Raw genomic sequence first — 17,539 nt, 5'->3', positions numbered from 1 at the left:
CCACTTCGGTCAGCACTTCCAGCAGCGCCGATTCCTTGAGCGGGTTGAAGTGAAACAGATTGAGCACCGTCGGTCCGACCAGCAGTCCCACCGCCAGATAAATAATGGCCGGGGTGACCGGCAGGCGCTGGAGTATCGGCGCCGTCAGGCCCCTCACGAGCAGCATGCCGCCCACGAGTAAAAACCATTGTGCGTTAGTCATGGTGCGTTCGATTCATTGGGTTTCTCGGTTGACGTGATTGTTTCGGCGCATCTCGTTTGAAATCGTCCGCTGCCGACCGTCCGCTGCCGACAATGCTGACACACCTTCACGATGAACCGGGCAGGGTGGCGTGATTCGCTCAGGAGATCGAAAGAAAGTTAGGAAGTAGACATGAGGCGCAGCATTATTTGCATATCGGCCAGGACGCGTCGTTCGGCGTCGGCGTTCACCAGAGATAAGCAGACAGTAAACATTTCCATCCGGGCGGGCGTGGTCGAAGAGGGCGTGGCGAAACACCTGTCGATCTCCACGGTGGAGGACGACCTATGCGGTCATCTTCACTCTGCGAGGTTTGATGGCTGGCATCAGCATCTACTACAAGCCTATGTTATATAACGGTTCCAAAATTCTATCCACGTGACCGATTGTCTTATGCAAGACACTACTCATGTAGGAGCGGCGGCTCGCCGCTCCTGCACCAGAATCACATATTATTGCTTGTTCCATGGCTGAATAGGTATCGGCTGAATAGGTATTCGCAACAGCTATTCTGACGTGCCTGCATCAGCGTTCCTCGGCAGACACGCCTGGCCTGCCGTTACTTAACCCGCATGTCATTCTTGACGGATACCACACCCTTGACGCGGCGCGCCACCTCAACCGCCCGGTTGATGTCCGCCTGAGAATTAACGAAGCCGCTCAGTTGTACCACGCCCTTGAAGGTCTCGACATTGATCTCGGCAGATTTCAGGTTTGCATCATTTAATATGGCCGTTTTCACCTTGGTGGTGATGAGGGTGTCGTCGACGTATTCGCCGGTCCCTTCCTGCTTCTCTGTGGAGGCACAGCCCGCAAGGGTAACCAGGCCTGCGCCGGACACCAGTGTTGCGGCCAGGAACAGTGCAGAAAGATACTTATTGTTGTGTTTCATGTTGGCTTCTCCAGTTGTTGTTAAGTTGTTGTTAAGTTGTGAGTCATTAGGGATTAAGTGATGCGGGTCAGACCCAGTCCTGTCTTCAGTCCCGTTCTCTTACTCCAGCGGTTAGCAAGGAAACCTTATTCCTTGTTGCTGTCTTCGAATCGTTTGATCTGCTGCTCTGCTTCGTCCTTGGTGATGCCATAAGATTCCTGAATCTTGCCCGCCAATTGGTCGCGCTTGCCGTTAATCACATCGAGTTCATCGTCGGTGAGTTTTCCCCATTGCGACTTTACCTTGCCCTTAAATTGCTTCCAGTTTCCCTGGACCATATCCCAGTTCATAATCTGCTCCTTTGATTGACGATTTGATTACCGTTACTAAATCTATAGTGCACAGACATTGACGGTCTGTGCGCTATCGTACGCAACGCCTGTGTGTCTCGCGGCGCGTTCACTTGTGCCTTGTCCAGGCCGCACCACTCAATGGCTGCGTTGCGTGCCAATGATCAGTTTCAAATGATCAGTTTCATCTGTGTGCTAACGGACAGACGCCTGGCGGATCCTGCGCCATGTTATGCCGTCGTGATTATGCACAATACAAGGAATAGCCGGTTGCCAGGCAAAAAACCAGTACCCGCCGTTAATCGCATACTCGCCGCCTTGCCGCGCGAGGATCGACAGCGTTTCCTGGCGGTGTGCGAGCCCGTCGAACTGGTGTTTGCCGAGATTCTCGCCGAGCCCGGGGAGCTCATTCGTCATGCCTGGTTTCCGAGCGAATCTTGTATCTCGCTCATGATGCCGATGGATCCACGCAGCAGTCTCGAGGTGGGACTGGTCGGCAATGAAGGCATGCTGGGTGTGTCCCTTATTCTGGGGGTGGAGGTGTCGCCGCTGCACGCCCTGGTGCTGGGCGCGGGCCCGGCTCTGCGCATTGGTGTCGTGCCGCTGCGCCGTGAGCTCGCTCGCAGCCCCATCCTGGAGCATCTGCTCAAGCGCTATCTGCACGTCATGATCGAACAGATTGCACAGACGGCGGCCTGCACCCGCTTCCACGTCGTCGAGGCACGCCTGGCCCGTTGGCTGCTGATGATGCGTGATCGGGCACACTCAGACACGTTCCACATCACCCATGAATTCCTCGCCTACATGCTGGGTGTGCGCCGCGTCGGCATCACCCGGGCCGCCAGTTCGCTGCAGGCTCGCAAGTTAATCAGCTATCAGCGTGGGGATATTACGATTCTCAACCCGCGCGGTCTGGAAGCGGCTTCCTGTCAGTGTTACGCCGACGACAAGGCAAGCTACGCGCGTATGCTGGGGTAGGTCGAGAGACTGGTTTATGGACGACCTGTAAATGCGTGACTGGAACGCCATGCGACCCACACGATCATGCAATTTTTCTCCCCATCATCTCACGCACATAGCACGTCACGCGCACAGCACGCGGGACATCGAAAAATTCTCGTCCTATGTTCGATAACGTACAGATGCAATCTGCGCAGCCCTATATGATTCACGACAAGGCTAGCAGTCCTTATTGACAAACCTGGAGTGTTGATTCTGCCTGCAATCTACTTCAATTCTACACGGACGGAAAAGACTATGAAAATATCCAATCACCACGATGCTCTTCGAATCATGACGCGCATCATGACGCGCATCATGACGCGAGCCGGCCTGGTCGGTATTGCTGGCATAACGCTGTTAATGATTGGCTGTGCAAGCATGCCGCCGCCAACGGAACAGATCGCGGTGTCAAAGGCGACGGTCGCTCGCGCGGCCAGTGTCGGAGGCAATGAGTATGCCCCCGTGGAATTAAAAACCGCCACCGAAAAAATGAATGCTGCCGAACAGGCAATGGCCGACGAGGACTACGTCAAGGCAAAACGTCTGGCGGAACAGGCACAGGTCGACGCCAAGCTCGCCGAAACCAAAGCCGCTTTAGCCAAGGCCCAATTGGCGGTTAAAAATGCGGAGGAGTCGAATCGCATTCTGCGCGAGGAATTCGAACGTATCGCGCCGTGAATCAGAATGGCGCCAACAGCAACCTGTATAAATGCACACAAAGGAATTGATCATGCGAAGCAACCCTATTGTACCCACCCTCCTTGTCATCGGCGCCACCCTTATGGGTTGCAGCACCGTACCGGAGAAACACGCTGTTCTTGAAGAAGCCCGTAGCAATTACCTTGCGGCGCAGAGCAATCCCGACGTCACCAAACATGCGGCAGTGGAACTGCAACAAGCTGGCAAGGCGCTGGAAAGCGCGGAAAATGCCTGGAGCAAAAAGGAAGATGAGGAGTTGGTCGATCATTTGGCCTACCTCGCCAAGCAGCGCGCGTTGATCGCCCAGGACACGGGAAAGCTGCGTGCCGCCGAAATGGATGTCGTCAGTGCCGACGAAAGGCGCGACGCGGTCCGCCTCGAACTCCGAACTGCCGAAGCCGATGCGGCTCGTAAGCAGGTGGGGATAGCGCAGGAGGCCGCTGTGCAACAGGCGCAGGAAACGGCCGCCGCCGAAGCCTTAAGAGAAAGAAGCAAACTTCGCCAGGCCGAGATCACCGCGGCCGCTGCCGCACAGGCCGCTGCTGAATTGGGTGCCGCAACCACAAGAGTGAGTGAGATGGAGAAAGAGCTTGCGGAATTGAATGCGCGGAAAACCGAACGTGGACTGGTCATCACGCTCGGCGACGTTCTGTTCGATGTCAACCAGGCCGAGCTGAAACCGGGATCCGAGCGCAATGTGCAGAAGATCGCCGATTTTTTGCGGGAGTACCCGGAACGCAAGGTGCTAATCGAAGGCTTCACCGACAGCACCGGCAGTGAAAGCTATAACCAGGTGCTCTCGGAACGGCGCGCCGAAGCTGTGCGCACATTTCTGATCCGCAGAGGCGTCAGCGCAGACCGCGTCGCCGCGCGTGGCTATGGCGAGTCGAATCCAGTTGCCAGCAACGCTACCGCTGCCACGCGACAACTCAATCGCCGCGTGGAGATTGTCATTTCCGAGGATGAACGTGAAGTCGATCCGCGCTGATTTATTTTGCTGCGAATCATTCAAGTTCGGCGGGGATTGCCCTGGCCACCCTGGAATTATAGGAAATATAGACCACTAATTTCCCCGAGCATGAGCCACTGCGGTTCAGGTTTGGGCAAGGACGCGTAGTTCTCTACGCACCGGGCCACGGATGGCCACTAATTCAGTACCCGTTTGATATGTTCGGAGGTCGGTTATGGATCAGTTACATAGTCGTTACGGAGAACAAGGTTCCGTTCCCATTCGGAGCGTACGATTTTATCCGGTCGAGAGTGAATGGTGGTTTGCAATTCGGCGCGGTCCGGATCAGGGGCCTTATCCGACGCGAGCCTCGGCAAGGAAGGGTCTGGTTGAGTTTCTGAATGACCAGTTTGCGTTTGAGAATCGGCTGCAGCAGGATCGCGAAGTTAGCACCAGACAAAACAAGAGCGGCCGACAGATATTTAAAGACTTGTCTGGATAGATTTATACCTGGATTCTCGGTTAAGCCACGGGTTCAGGTTATATTCAGCCGATCCCGTCGCGGATATATACATGGCGGTATCGCGTTTCTGAATGCTGATGAAGAAGTTCGATACTCGATATCATTGAAATTATTCTCGTTGTCCACTGGCTTAAAGTTTTTTTACAGGGAACACCATGGGCGTGCTTATACAAGTCCTGCTGGTTATCGCAAGTGTTGTGTACCCACCGCGATTCTAATTTCAGAATCAGGTCAGAGGTTTTCCGTGGGAAGACGGCGACAGATTTTCGATTCACCCGATAATTAAAATATTAAAAAAGGAGAAGAACAATGTTATGGACCATCGCAGTCATCCTGATTGTACTCTGGCTTCTGGGTTTTGTTTCCGCGTACACCATGGGCGGATTTATTCATGTGCTCCTGGTGATTGCGGTCATCGTGATTCTGGTTCAGCTCATTCAGGGTCGACGTCTGTAATGCCCTCGCTACGACCGGCGATTTTTTCACAGGCTCTCAGTGCTTACTACGACGGCGGGCAATAGCAGGTCCTGTCAGAATTAAGGCCGAAAAGTGAGAGGGTGCCACATCACCAGCGTTGTCCGGTCTCAAGCAGCTTTCTGAAGGACTCGGCGGGCACGGCGTGACTGAAGTGAAAACCCTGCCCCTCTTCGCACTGTTGATTACGCAGGAATGCAAGTTGCTCGGGGGTCTCCACCCCCTCGGCAATGACCCGTTGCTTGAGGTTTTTGCCCAGGCCGATCACTGCGGCCACAATGGTCGCGCCGTCCGCGTCGTTGACGATGTCGCGCACGAAGGATTGATCGATTTTCAGGGTGTCGATCGGAAAGCGTTTCAGATAACTGAGGCTCGAATAACCCGTACCGAAGTCATCGATGGCCAGGCGCACGCCTATGGCCTTGAGCGCGTTAAGCACAGACGCCGAGGACTCGGCGTCGTGCATGAGGACGGTTTCGGTCAGTTCCAGTTCCAGAAGGTCCGGCGCCAGGCTGGTCTCCCGTAGGATCTGCTCGACTCCCTCGATGAACCCTTTGTGCCTGAACTCCACCGCGGAAACATTGACGGTCACGGGTACGACGCGCAGACCGGCAACCTGCCAGGCCCGCACCTGCCTGCAGGCTTCGCGCAGCGCCCAGCGGCCAATCTTCACGATGAGTCTGCATTCTTCGGCAATCGGCACGAAATGTCCGGGGTATACGAGTCCGAGTTTGGGATCCTGCCAGCGGATCAGCGCCTCGGCGCCGGTCATCGCCCCTGACACGAGATTGATCTGCGGCTGGTAGTACAGCAGGAACTCGCGCTCCTTCAGGGCACGCTGCAGATGGCTCTGCACGGCCAGACGATGACTCACATCAATGTTCATGTCGGTGCTGTAAACTGGTAGGTGTTGCGGCCGTCCGCCTTGGCGTGAAACATCGCGGTATCCGCGTTCTTTATCAACGCGTCCACGTTGTCGCCGTCGACCGGATATACGCTGATGCCGATGCTCAGGGTAACATCGAGCTCCTGTTGGTCGATGACATGCGGCGCGGCAAATGCGGTGATCAGGGTTTCCGCAACCAGGTCGGCACCCTGCGGAAACTTAATTTCATCCAGCAGGATCACGAATTCGTCCCCGCCATAGCGGCATACCATGTCGGTGCTGCGCACACTCGCCAGCAGGCGTTCCGCAACCAACTGCAGCAGCTGGTCGCCGATCGCATGCCCCAGCGAGTCGTTGATGCGTTTGAAATCATCCAGATCCAGAAACAGCAACGCGACCTGTTTTCCGTGCCTTCGGGCCAGCCCTATGGCCTGGGAGAGCCGTTCCATCAACTGCGTGCGATTGGGCAGATCGGTGAGAAAGTCGTGTTTGGCCTGATGGGCCATTTTCGACGCCATAGCCCGCGACTGGCTGACGTCATGGAAGACAATCACTGCGCCGCTGACGTTACCGTCGCGATCGTGGATGGGCGCGGCGGAGTCCTCGATGGCGGACTCGGACCCGTCGCGGCGAATCAGTACGCAATCCGCGGAGAGGCCCACGATCCGGTCCTCGTCGAGCGCGCGCTGCGCCGGATTCACGGCGGTCTGGCGGGTCTTGCCGTCGATGATCCTGAACACCTCCGTAAAGGGTCGCCCCAGTGCCTCCTCGCTGGACCAGCCGGTCATGGTCTCCGCCACCAGGTTCAAATAGGTGATGTTGCCGAGATTATCGGTGCTCAGCACGGCGTCGCCGATGGAGTTGAGGGTCACCTGGGCGCGCTCCTTCTCCTCGAACAATGCCTCTTCCGCCTTCCGTAACCCGAATTCCGTTGACTTGCGCGCGGTGACATCCTCGACCGTCTGCACATACCCGTGCGGCGCCACGCCGTCGCCCATGGCGGCGCTGTTGACGCGCGTCCACACCACGCTGCCATCTTGCCGCTGAAAGCGGAACTCTGCCCGCAACGGCGCATTGCTGTGCGCCGCGGCGCGCCAATCGTCGATCACGCGCTGCCGGTCCTCCGGGTGAATCGCCATGCTCCAACGCGTGCCCAGCGCCTGTTCGAAACTCAGCCCGGATATCCTTTGATAGGCCGCGTTGGTATACACGCAACTGCCCTGGGCATCGGAGACGAAGATGCCCAGCGGAGAGGCATCACTTATCGCGCGGAAGCGCGCCTCACTGCTCAGCAGTGCTCCCCGGGTGGCCTTGCCGTCAACGACGTAACGCAGGGTACGCGACAACCAGTGGCTGTCTACATGGCCTTTGAGGAAATAGTCGTGTGCGCCACGCTGTACGGCCTGGCGCGCCAGGTCTTCATCGTCTGCCGGAGTCAGGATAAAAATCAGGGCGTTTGGCGCGGCCGCGATTATCTGGTCGAATACCTCGAGGCCCTGGCCATCGGGAAGTGTAAGGTCAAGCATGACCACCTCGACACCTCCCTTGCCCAGGCGTTGCAGTGCGTCGGTGAGCCGCGTCACCCGTTCGACATGGAATGCGCCGCCTTGTGTGTCGGCAAATCCCGCCTGGATCAGCCCGGAAACACCGGGTTCCTGTTCCACGAAAAGTACGGTAGTCGCGGCAGCCGGTCGCTTGCCGGACCTGATCCTGCCGCCGGCGATGCTGGGGACACGCTGCCTGGTTCTGCTGCTGTCAAAGCGTTTGATCTGTGGTCCGATGAGGTTGTTAGTGGTGTCGTCAACGCGCCTGGCAGAAAGCGCGCCGGGGTGGGCATCGCTGAGACTGTTGAACAGCAGCTCTACCTTGCTTTTGAACGGCTTCCAGTTGCGTTCAATGATATCCCAATCCATACCGAAATCCTTTCGTGACCGGAATGCTAGCTTAGTTGCATGGTCAGGCCGGATCTGTCTGCTAGCGTACATAGGTTTGTGCAGCCGGCCGTTGTCCGTCATACCGGCGCATGCTCAGAGGCCGCACGCAATGGCTCCCGGCCTTCGCCAGGATGACATATAACTACTCGATAACTACTCGTTAAACACAGAAGCGGATTCCAGCGTTTAATAAAAAATGTCGCCTCGTTGTTTCCGGAAAGGGTGAGAGCCTGTGAAAAAATCGCCGTGTCGAAGTCATCATCGCCAAGCTCAGTGCTGTCTTGCGCTGGCGCTGACGGGAATGTCCGGAATCCATGCTGACCTCAGCGCGTGAGTAACCGGGAGTAGGCGGTCGAATTCCTTCTTGACGACCGCATAGCACTCGCAGGCACGCGCTTCCAGTCCGGGGCGGTCGAGCACCGTGATGTGGCCACGTTGATACCTGATCAGGCCGGCCTTCTGCAGATTGCCCGCCGCCTCCGTGACGCCCTCGCGGCGCACGCCGAGCATATTCGCGATTAACTCCTGGGTCATGACCAATTCGTTGGAGGGCAGACGGTCGAGGCTCAGCAACAGCCAGCGGCACAGTTGCTGATCGAGAGAATGATGGCGGTTGCACACCGCAGTCTGTGCCATCTGCGTCAGCAAGGCCTGCGTGTAGCGCAGTAACAGATGTTGCAGCTCGCCGGAGCGATTGAATTCCTGCTTGAGCAGTCGCCCCTTCAACCGGTAAGCATGGCCGGCGCTCTGCACGACGGCCCGGTTGGGCATGGTTCTGCCGCCCATGAACAGGGCGACACCGATGATACCCTCATTGCCGACCACGGCGATTTCGGCCGACGCGCCATCCATCATGACGTAGAGCAGGGAGACGATAGCCGTGGTGGGAAAATAGACATGATGCAACTCGCTGCCGGACTCGTAGAGCACCATGCCGAGCGGCATCGGGACCAGCTCAAGATGCGAGGACAGGCGCGCGTATTCCTCCTCCGGGAGTGCGGCGAGCAGGTGATTCTGATGGGGGGTGTGCTGGTCGTGCATAGGCGAACTCCAAGCTTTTGGTTGCGATTAAACTGCCTTAGGGACGTGGCAGAACCTGGTACTGCCGATAATAGAGCAGTATAGACCACCCATTTTTGCGTGTGCGCGACAGCGCACAGACGTAGCAGGCAGGTCGGGCAGATGACACGACAGGCACACCCTGCGATTGCCGTTTATGTACGCTAGTACTCCTTCAACCTAATAATGACGGGCTCAGCGTTCCTGTGGTGTTTCGCGGCAAGGCGCAGTGCGCAGGCAATGGCCATAGTCCTTGTCAAGCACTGCAACGCGGCAGCGGGACACCACAGGAGCGCCCGAAGGGTTGACCTGTCAGCGTCCATGGCGGCGTTGCGCCTCTTACTAAGGGCTACGGCCATTAGTTGCGAGGCACGCCTTGCCCTGAACGCTGACAGGCCAACTGAGCCCGTCATTATTAGGTTGAAGGAGTACTAGCAGACAGATGGCGAGGGGCGCTCTGCATAGGCTGGAACTATCGGCGCCGCGGTCGGTGGCATCATCGGCCACGAAGTCGACGACGATAAATGATGATCAACGTGAGCTGCGCTGATCGGCGGGTGAGTCGCAGTCGCACATTGTTCTGATCCCATAACGAGAATGACTGACACAGTTGCTCTCATTTCCATGTCAATTTTTTAAAGAGGTATGAATCATGAAACCAGTCCAGATCGTCAGTGCAGCCCTGGTGGTAATTGCGTTATTTGTAGCACTCCCCGGTTGCGAGAAGCAGGGCCCGGCGGAGAAAGCCGGCGAGAGTATCGACAATGCGGCAGAGAAGGCAGGAGATAAAATCGAAGAAGCCGGTGATGCCATCGAGGATAAGACACAGGACGATAACAAGTAACCTTTGACGGTTAGTGCAGGCGAACGGCAGGTGATGAAAATACGGCGCGGCACATACCAGCAAGGCGCATGAAAAGGATACCCTTCATTCGGAACGCCGGGACAAAACGTGTAGTTGTAGTTAGCGGTGTGATTGTGTTGGCGGTTACAGCCGGTCGGACTCGGCAGGCGGAGATTGGTCAGCCGCCGATACGTATGTTGTCCAGAGATCCCAGCACGCCGAAAACCTGCAGTAGCCATAGTACGACAGCAATGACGATCACGATATTTAGAATATTTTTGATCTTGCGGTCCATGGGTATGTAGGTATTGACGAGCCAAAGCAGTACGCCAATCACGATCAGGATGACGATCAGATTAATCAGAGGCATGCAGTTTCTCCTGTCAGGACGGAGGCAATTTGCCTTCGTCTCCTTGTTGATTTAGCGTTTGATTTAGCGTTTGATCCGGGAAAGTTTTGAGCCCTCGATACTGATCTCAGCCGATCAAGAGCGACCCGCAGGCTGTATACAGACAAACCCTGTTCCCGGCAGCGCACAAACGCCAAACCTTACCGAAGCAGGGCTTGGCGTGGCGGGTCGTTTATCTCAACCGTGCCGACGACGTCGACGAAATCCAAGCCCCGTGAGTCCGAGTCCCATCAGCGCCAGCGTGGCCGGCTCGGGTACGCTCACACCACCACCGTTAACAGGGGCGTATGGAAGAAAGGCGACCTCCATCGTGCCGCCGGGTGTCGTTGTAACATCAAGGCCGCCGTTCAAGCCGTTGCTGCCGGCCAGAACACCCGTGCAAATGCCGGAGAGGCTGTTTTGTTGCAACACTACCTGACCAGTATCCGCCAGGGCTCTACCGCAAAGATCCGTTGAGGTGGTGAACATGCCGATGTCGGTGAGCGCGAGAATGTTCCCGAGGAATGTCGTGTTTACATCGATGGTCGCGGAACTGCCGACATTCCAATAGACACCGGCGCCGTCATCGGTATTGATCAGGTTCACGACAGAATTGGGCGAGGTGATCAGCGTGCTCGGCATCTGAAACACCCAGGCCGCATTGGCGTTGCCCCCGCCGTCAAGCGTCAGAGACCCGGACAAATTGGTCGTTCCCGCCGGGACTGTATAGACGCCCGGAGCGAGCGTCCCTGCAAGCGTCAGATCCGCATCTATCAGGACGGTACCTGACCCCAGAGAGGCAAGATTGTTTCTCGCAGTGGTGAGTTGATCCTGAGCCGACTGCGCGAGTGCACCGCCGGCATATACGCTTCCTCCTGTCACCTGCGGGTCCGAGACCCCAACGCCGGGTGAGGAGTTAAATCCGGTAATCGCATTCGCGCCACCGCTTGACCAGACACCGACATTGCCAACGATGGTACTTGTGGGGACATTGGTCACGGTCGAGGCGCCTAGAACCGTAAAGCTCGCCAAATCGGAACCCAGCAATGGCGTCGCCAATACCGGGGAGGCGCCGTAAAGCGTAGTGATTACCGTCAATGACAGTAGTGACAAGTATTTTGGTGCGTTCATCAGATTCATTCCTTGTATTCGTTATTCATCCTGAAAGTTTCACCCGGATGGGGAAAAAATCACTTTACTCACGAGCGGACTCGGGGATTAAAAGCACCGCAAAAACCACGTTACCATTTTTGAACTGCTTAAGCCCTATATAACTATAGTGCAATTTATATGCGTTGATTATTTTTTGATAAAGTCCTGTTATCCGTGAACAGGCATGAAAACCAGGCGTACAGCTTGCCAACGAAAGTATAAGCAGCATAAACACCAAACACCCTTTTCCGCATGGGTCGACGGGTAATTCACGAGCGCCAGTAGGGTTTCCCCTGTCAGGACGGAGGCAGCTTGCCTCCGGTCCCTTGTTGATTTAGCGTTTGATCCGGGAAATCTTCGTGCCCTCGATGCTGATGCCCGCCATCAATCCTTGCTGGCTGAAAATAAACGCATAGGCATCATTCTTTAGCGAGGATGTCGAAAGATTCTTTGCCACCCCCTCGTCGACCACAACAACGGTCGGACCCACGCCAATTTCCCAGCCCTGGGTCTTTTCGACGTAACTAACCGCCTTATCCGTCATCAGAAACACGGCGTATCCGTAGGACTGGGCACCTATTTGCAGACCCCAGGATCCGGTAACGGAGTTGTAATAATCGGTGACTTTCGAGCCCTTTATCAACACGCCTTCGCCATAACTGCCGCCAAACACCAGGCCGGCCTTGATGATATTGGGGAACACCAACACCGCCTTGGCCGTGCTCGAAAGCGTTTTGGCAACAGGTTCGGTTTGATAGAGCGTCTGCAAGGCCTGCCGGGAATCCTTATCCAGATCCTCAGCGGTTGCCGCGCCTGCCTGATTCATTACGCTTATGGTGACGATGGCGGCCGTCGCGAGCGCGAGTGAGCGGACTTGGCTTCGTATGTTATACATCTTGATGCTCCTTGCTGGTTAGGTTGTTCCTGGGCAGCCCGACGGGCGGAAATAGCCATCCGGGTAGCCGGATGCCGGAGCCCGCCTTTCACCGCTGGCGCATCCTGCGCAGCGACGTCCTGCATCGATCGCAGGGAAAACTCCGGATGAGGCAAAAGATTAGTCGTATTATCACGCGCGATCTGTACGCTGACGTACATAGCACGACCCTCGTCCGCCGTGGGTGGGCGACCTCGAAGGTCGGGCATGCGCTTGCAACCTGGCGTGAAGAGGCCGCGCGATTGGGTCTCATGCAAACCGGGATCGATCGCATGGCAACATGACGATTTGGGAGCGGCGCTTGCGGGACATTGATGGCTTGGGATGGCTTGTTATCCAGAACAGCAGGCCCTTCTGGCCGCCATCGCGGGTATGCCTCATAATGTGCCCTCTAAAGAATTATTGAACAGGGTATTTTTCATGGTATCGACACTGATGATGGCCGAAAAAACCGCGTCATCACCGGCTTTTTGTGGCTTGTTTACAGTCGAATGGAATAGCCAATCACTCCATTATTTGCGCTGATGCTGATATGCTAATGAACGATAGCCACTGGATGCGCCATGCCCTGTTGCTGGCACAGCGCGCTGAGCAACAAGGTGAAGTGCCGGTCGGTGCCGTGATTGTGCGCGAGGGCGGGTTGCTTGCCGAAGGCTGGAATCAGCCGCTAGTCAGCCATGACCCTACCGCGCATGCCGAGGTGATGGCCTTGCGCGCCGCGGGCCTGGCAGAGGAGAATTATCGCCTGCCCGGCACCACGCTCTACGTCACACTGGAACCCTGCGTGATGTGCGCCGGGGCCATTATTCATGCGCGTGTTGCGCGGGTGGTGTATGGTGCAACGGATCCGCGGGTCGGCGCCGCCGGCAGCGCGTTTTCCCTGCTGGGCAGTGATCAGTTTAACCATGCCGTGCAGGTTGAGGGTGGTGTGCTGGCAGGGGAATGCGGTGATCTGTTGCGGCGGTTTTTCCGCGCCAGACGCTAACCTGAATCCGTGGTTAAGCCACGGATTCAGGGCTAATACAATTAACATTAAATGACTGGATGACCATGCCCGTGAAAGATATTGCTGTTGGTGTGATGCTGCTGTGCGGCGGATTGTTTGTGGCGGCGGCGCAGGCGGAGAATCCCTGGGCGAACGTACCCTACGAGCCCACTGACGTAGAGATGAATCTGATCGAAGTGGCCCCCAATACGTACTACGTGCAAGGGGTTGCCGGCGAGGCTACGGATAATCAGGGCTTTATGTCGAATGCCGGGGTGGTCGTGACCGAGCAGGGGGTGGTGGTGGTGGATGCCCTGGGCACGCCGTCGCTGGGCTATCTGTTGTTAACCAAGATTCGTGCCGTTACCGATAAACCCGTCGTCAAGGTGGTGGTTACGCATTACCACGCGGACCATATTTACGGCCTGCAGGTGTTTAAGGATCAGGGCGCGGAAATTATTGCCCCGCTGGGCGTCAAGGACTATCTGGCATCGCCGGCGGCAGAGGGACGCCTGAAGCAGCGCCGCGAAGCACTGTTTCCCTGGGTCGACGAGAATGCCCGCCTGGTTGAGCCGGATGTCTATGTTGCGCAGAAAATGCAGTTCCAGCTAGGGGGGCTCGATTTTGAGATTATCCCGCTGGGCTCAACACATTCAGAAGGCGACCTGATGCTGAATGTTGTCCAGAGCGGCGTGACGTTTGCGGGGGACCTGATTTTTGAGGGGCGTATCCCCTTTGTTGCGGGTGCCAAGCCGAAGTATTGGATAGAAAGCCTGACCAATATGGATACCAGCAGACTCAAGGCGATTGTGCCGGGGCATGGGCCGGTATCCACCAGGCCCGCCACAGCGGTGAGTTTTACCCTGGAATATCTGCTTTTTTTACAAAAGCATATGGGCGAAGCGGTAGAAAATCTTGTACCATTCGACGAGGCGTACGCAGCCATGGATTGGTCTCTCTATGAGAACATGCCGGCCGCCAAGGCAAATCGTTTCAATGCCTATTACGTGTATCTGGACATGGAAGCGGCATCGGTTGCCAGGTAGAGGAAATTTTTTGTACGACGCGTAGTTTACGCAAACTTTTTGGAGAGGTGCCAGAGTGGCCGAATGGGCTTGATTCGAAATCAAGTGAACTCTTACGAGTTCCGAGGGTTCGAATCCCTCCTTCTCCGCCAAACACTAAAAAAGGCCGCCCATTAGGGTGGCCTTTTTTAGTGTTTCGGTGATGGAGTTCTGGATGAGAACCCCTGTTCGACGACTGAGAGCCTCCTAGCCCCCTGATCCGATCCATTTCGATGACGAGGTGCCGGTTTTCCCGGCGCACGCAAACCCCATCGGGGATCGCAGTTATTCTGTATCGCCTGAGTCCAGGCAGGTCGCGGCGGTGCGCCTGGCGGTTGAGGAGCAGTCCAGATGCGCCTGTGGATTGTCGTGATGCAACTGGCCGCAGACTTCGTAGCTGCGGATCAGCGTCCAGTTGCATTCGAGCTGGTGTTTGAGTCGTTTGATCTGTGCGTGATGCTGCGCGCGTTGCTGAGCGGTCTGCTCGATATCCGCCAATAATGACTGGAGTTGCTGTTGCTGCGTCTTCAGCTTGTCGATGTCGCGTTCCGCTGCCATGCCCGGATTGATGGCCAGCAGCACCGACAGGATAAGCAATGGGGCAGCGGGGGCGTGATGTTTCATGGACACGATTTGATGGCCTGTGAAGGATGCGGCAGAATTGTGCCACGACTGGCGAAGAATATCAGGCCTGCACTGGAATTTCAGGCGCCCGTCGACAGGGCCACAGGTTTGCCTCAGGCGGCTATGGTGCCAAGGTGAATCAGTAGGTTAAGCTCTCCAGTCGGCACCGTGTCCGCCAGGCCTGTATCGAACCCACCAGGTTGAGTGTTAAGGAAGCTAGAGAGGTATTGTAGGCTTGAGACTAAAAAAATTATTAACCGTAGGAATTTCGTGCCGATCATAGTAAGAATGATGCCGTCCAGCCCCGCCTTTTGCCGAGAGAAATATTGAGCATGCAGACCCTGCGCGTGTTGCTGGTGGAGGATTCCGAGGATGACGCGGCCCTGACCCTGCGCCAGCTCAAAAAGGGGGGCTACGAGCCTGCCTACAAGCGGGTCGACACAGCGGAAGATATGCGGGCGGCCCTGGAGACGCGTGACTGGGACGTCGTGCTTTCTGATTACAACATGCCGATCTTCAGTGGCCCCGCCGCGTTGGCCCTGCTGGAATCCATGCATATCGATCTGCCCTTTATCGTTATTTCAGGCGCCATGGGCGAAGAGTCCGCAGTGGAATTGATGCGCTCGGGTGCCCACGACTACATCATGAAGGATAACCTGGCGCGCCTGGTGCCGGCCATTGAGCGCGAGCTGCGCGAAGCCGAGGTGCGCCGCGCACAGCAACGCGCCGAGGCCGATCTGCGACTGGCCGCCAAGGTGTTTGAATCCAGCGTCGAGGGCGTGATGATCACCGATTATCAAGCGAACATTTTGCGCGTCAACAAGGCCTTTACCGAAATCACCGGTTATTCAGAAACGGACATGATTGGGAAGAACCCCAGCATCTTGCAGTCCGGGCGCCATGACAAGGGATTTTATCGCGGCATGTGGTCGTCGATTAACGACCATGGCTACTGGCAGGGTGAGATCTGGAACCGGCGTAAAACGGGTGAGATCTTTCCCGAGTGGTTAACCATCAGTGCGGTGACCGATGAGGCGGGGCAGGTGAGCCACCTCATCGCGGGGTTTACCGATCTTAGTCAGCAAAAGCAGGCCGAAGACCGTATCCAGCATCTGATGTCTTACGACGCCCTCACGGGCCTGCCCAACCGTACCCTGTTCAGGGAGCGATGCAAACGGGCCATCCAGCGCGCCAAAAAGGACAGGAGGTGCGTCGCCTACCTGCATATCGATATTGATCGCTTCGTTACCATCAACGACACCCTGGGGCACAAGGTTGGTGACCAGCTGCTGCAGCAGGTTGGACAGCGTCTGGCGGGCAGCATACGACAGGAGGACCTGATTGCCCGCTTTGTCGGTGATGAATTCGGCATCACGCTGGTTGATCTCGAGTCTGGCACCGACATCGAGGGAATGGTGCGCCTGTTGACCGGTGCCTTTGCCGAACCGTTTCCCGCCGCTGGTCAGGAAATCTTTCTGGCGCCGAGTGTGGGGATTGCCATCTACCCGGACGATGCGACGGAATATGAGGAGTTGGCGCGTTTTGCCGATACCGCAGTGCATTCCGCCAAGCGCCACGGCGGGGCAAGTTATCAATTCTACAAGACCTCCATGCACGTGGATGCGGACGACCGCCTGAGCATGGAAAACGCTCTGCGCCGTGCCCTGGAGCGCGAGGAGTTCCAGCTGTATTACCAGCCGCAGCTGTCGCTGGAGACGAAACAGATTATTGGCGTCGAGGCCCTGCTCCGCTGGCAGCGGGAGGGTGGAGAGATGATGCTGCCGGCCCGGTTTATTCCCCTGCTGGAGGAAACCAGCCTGATTGTATCCGTGGGCGAATGGGTATTGCGGCAGGCCTGCGCCGACCATCTGGCCTGGAAAACGGCGGGAAATGGCGCGATACCCATCGCGGTGAACCTATCGGCGCGTCAGTTTCGTGATCAGGGCCTGGTGGAGATGATTCGCCGGGTACTGAAAGAAACGGATACCGAGCCGCGGATGATTGAACTGGAGATTACCGAAAGCTGCGTCATGGATGATCCGGAAATGGCCCTGCATATCTTGCAGGAATGCCATGAGATGGGGATGCGGATCGCGATTGATGATTTTGGCACCGGTTACTCGTCACTGAGTTATCTGAAAAAATTCCCGCTGGACGTATTGAAAATTGACCAGTCATTTGTGGCGGATGTGCCCGCAGACAACGATGATGTCGCCATTATCGATACCATTATCGCGATGGGGCACCGGCTCAACCTGTCGGTGATTGCCGAAGGCGTGGAGACCGAGGCGCAGGCGGATTTTCTGCGTGAGCATGGTTGCGATAATGCGCAGGGCTACTATTATGATCGCCCCATGCCGAGCGATGAACTGGTCTCCCGCTTCATCGCAAGCACACCGTCCTGATTTCCCCTCTCCCCTGGCAGGATCTGTTTGCTCAGGTGGCAGGAGTCCCAGCGTTCCGTTACAAATGCTTTTTTGTCGACCGTATAGGCGATATCATTGCCGGCTTTGATATACCGCAATATTCCAGCCCCCATGGGGCGGGCCGATCTCAGTAG

General features: G+C 56.5%; 19 protein-coding genes and 1 tRNA gene. 10 read left to right on the top strand and 10 right to left on the bottom strand.

The genetic code is table 11. The features are described 5' to 3' along the window. The 3 genes from RRB22_08025 to RRB22_08015 all read right to left on the bottom strand — a co-directional run. Nucleotides 1-202 (bottom strand): sodium:proton antiporter (locus RRB22_08025; GenBank protein MDT8384347.1); only part of this gene is annotated, 202 nt, incomplete at its 3' end. A 598-nt stretch (nucleotides 203-800) separates the two neighbouring features. Next, nucleotides 801-1,133 (bottom strand): BON domain-containing protein, encoded by a 333-nt coding sequence (locus RRB22_08020; GenBank protein ID MDT8384346.1) that lies wholly within the window; start codon nucleotides 1,131-1,133, stop codon nucleotides 801-803. Nucleotides 1,134-1,258: 125 nt separating this feature from the next. Beyond that, nucleotides 1,259-1,462: a CsbD family protein gene (locus tag RRB22_08015; GenBank protein ID MDT8384345.1), complete on the bottom strand. Its 204-nt coding sequence runs from the start codon at nucleotides 1,460-1,462 to the stop codon at nucleotides 1,259-1,261. A gap of 270 nt (nucleotides 1,463-1,732) precedes the next feature. On the opposite strand from RRB22_08015, the gene RRB22_08010 reads away from it, so the two are divergent. The 5 genes from RRB22_08010 (at nucleotide 1,733) to RRB22_07990 (ending at nucleotide 5,091) form a co-directional block, all read left to right on the top strand. Then, complete coding sequence (locus RRB22_08010) at nucleotides 1,733-2,440, top strand: Crp/Fnr family transcriptional regulator (protein MDT8384344.1); 708 nt, start codon at nucleotides 1,733-1,735, stop codon at nucleotides 2,438-2,440. A 339-nt stretch (nucleotides 2,441-2,779) separates the two neighbouring features. Continuing rightward, complete coding sequence (locus RRB22_08005; GenBank protein ID MDT8384343.1) at nucleotides 2,780-3,142, top strand: DUF4398 domain-containing protein; 363 nt, start codon at nucleotides 2,780-2,782, stop codon at nucleotides 3,140-3,142. Nucleotides 3,143-3,194: 52 nt separating this feature from the next. After that, a complete protein-coding gene (locus RRB22_08000) occupies nucleotides 3,195-4,151 on the top strand; it encodes an OmpA family protein (protein ID MDT8384342.1) in 957 nt (318 codons plus the stop codon). Between the two features lie 196 nt (nucleotides 4,152-4,347). Then, a complete protein-coding gene (locus tag RRB22_07995; GenBank protein ID MDT8384341.1) occupies nucleotides 4,348-4,614 on the top strand; it encodes a DUF6316 family protein in 267 nt (88 codons plus the stop codon). Between the two features lie 330 nt (nucleotides 4,615-4,944). Continuing rightward, nucleotides 4,945-5,091: a lmo0937 family membrane protein gene (locus tag RRB22_07990; GenBank protein MDT8384340.1), complete on the top strand. Its 147-nt coding sequence runs from the start codon at nucleotides 4,945-4,947 to the stop codon at nucleotides 5,089-5,091. A gap of 109 nt (nucleotides 5,092-5,200) precedes the next feature. On the opposite strand, the gene RRB22_07985 is transcribed toward RRB22_07990, so the two are convergent. The 3 genes from RRB22_07985 to RRB22_07975 all read right to left on the bottom strand — a co-directional run bounded on the left by RRB22_07985 (nucleotide 5,201) and on the right by RRB22_07975 (nucleotide 8,970). Beyond that, nucleotides 5,201-5,995, bottom strand: a complete 795-nt coding sequence (locus RRB22_07985) for an EAL domain-containing protein (GenBank protein ID MDT8384339.1) — start codon at nucleotides 5,993-5,995, stop codon at nucleotides 5,201-5,203. Then, the gene (locus RRB22_07980; protein MDT8384338.1) at nucleotides 5,992-7,908 is read right to left on the bottom strand and encodes a diguanylate cyclase; all 1,917 of its coding nucleotides are present in this window, start codon (nucleotides 7,906-7,908) and stop codon (nucleotides 5,992-5,994) included. Before RRB22_07980 ends, RRB22_07985 begins: the two co-directional genes overlap by 4 nt. A gap of 291 nt (nucleotides 7,909-8,199) precedes the next feature. Continuing rightward, nucleotides 8,200-8,970: a Crp/Fnr family transcriptional regulator gene (locus RRB22_07975; GenBank protein MDT8384337.1), complete on the bottom strand. Its 771-nt coding sequence runs from the start codon at nucleotides 8,968-8,970 to the stop codon at nucleotides 8,200-8,202. 670 nt (nucleotides 8,971-9,640) lie between these two features. Between RRB22_07975 and RRB22_07970 the strand changes: the two genes are divergently transcribed. Next, on the top strand, nucleotides 9,641-9,832 hold the full coding sequence (locus RRB22_07970) for a hypothetical protein (GenBank protein ID MDT8384336.1): 192 nt from the start codon (nucleotides 9,641-9,643) through the stop codon (nucleotides 9,830-9,832). A 178-nt stretch (nucleotides 9,833-10,010) separates the two neighbouring features. Here RRB22_07970 and RRB22_07965 read toward each other — a convergent pair whose 3' ends face one another. From RRB22_07965 to RRB22_07955, 3 genes are all read right to left on the bottom strand, one after another. Further along, nucleotides 10,011-10,202, bottom strand: coding sequence for a Thivi_2564 family membrane protein (locus RRB22_07965; protein MDT8384335.1), 192 nt, complete (start codon nucleotides 10,200-10,202; stop codon nucleotides 10,011-10,013). Nucleotides 10,203-10,418: 216 nt separating this feature from the next. Continuing rightward, the gene (locus RRB22_07960) at nucleotides 10,419-11,360 is read right to left on the bottom strand and encodes an ice-binding family protein (protein ID MDT8384334.1); all 942 of its coding nucleotides are present in this window, start codon (nucleotides 11,358-11,360) and stop codon (nucleotides 10,419-10,421) included. Between the two features lie 346 nt (nucleotides 11,361-11,706). Further along, nucleotides 11,707-12,267 carry a YSC84-related protein gene (locus RRB22_07955; protein MDT8384333.1) on the bottom strand — a complete coding sequence of 187 codons (561 nt, stop codon included), beginning with the start codon at nucleotides 12,265-12,267 and terminating at the stop codon, nucleotides 11,707-11,709. Between the two features lie 577 nt (nucleotides 12,268-12,844). On the opposite strand from RRB22_07955, the gene tadA reads away from it, so the two are divergent. The 3 genes from tadA (at nucleotide 12,845) to RRB22_07940 (ending at nucleotide 14,468) form a co-directional block, all read left to right on the top strand. After that, nucleotides 12,845-13,291 (top strand): tRNA adenosine(34) deaminase TadA, encoded by a 447-nt coding sequence (tadA, locus tag RRB22_07950; protein MDT8384332.1) that lies wholly within the window; start codon nucleotides 12,845-12,847, stop codon nucleotides 13,289-13,291. A 71-nt stretch (nucleotides 13,292-13,362) separates the two neighbouring features. Further along, nucleotides 13,363-14,337 (top strand): MBL fold metallo-hydrolase, encoded by a 975-nt coding sequence (locus RRB22_07945; protein MDT8384331.1) that lies wholly within the window; start codon nucleotides 13,363-13,365, stop codon nucleotides 14,335-14,337. Between the two features lie 41 nt (nucleotides 14,338-14,378). Beyond that, nucleotides 14,379-14,468 (top strand) — tRNA-Ser (locus RRB22_07940). A gap of 172 nt (nucleotides 14,469-14,640) precedes the next feature. On the opposite strand, the gene RRB22_07935 is transcribed toward RRB22_07940, so the two are convergent. Further along, nucleotides 14,641-14,979: a hypothetical protein gene (locus RRB22_07935; GenBank protein ID MDT8384330.1), complete on the bottom strand. Its 339-nt coding sequence runs from the start codon at nucleotides 14,977-14,979 to the stop codon at nucleotides 14,641-14,643. A 332-nt stretch (nucleotides 14,980-15,311) separates the two neighbouring features. On the opposite strand from RRB22_07935, the gene RRB22_07930 reads away from it, so the two are divergent. Continuing rightward, nucleotides 15,312-17,384: an EAL domain-containing protein gene (locus RRB22_07930; protein MDT8384329.1), complete on the top strand. Its 2,073-nt coding sequence runs from the start codon at nucleotides 15,312-15,314 to the stop codon at nucleotides 17,382-17,384. Nucleotides 17,385-17,539: the final 155 nt, after the last annotated feature.

The sequence above is a fragment of the Gammaproteobacteria bacterium genome (assembly GCA_032250735.1).
In the GTDB taxonomy this organism is placed as follows: Bacteria; Pseudomonadota; Gammaproteobacteria; order SZUA-152; family SZUA-152; genus SZUA-152.
Note: the sequence above shows the minus strand (reverse complement) of the source record. Positions and strands in the feature narration are given on the sequence as shown.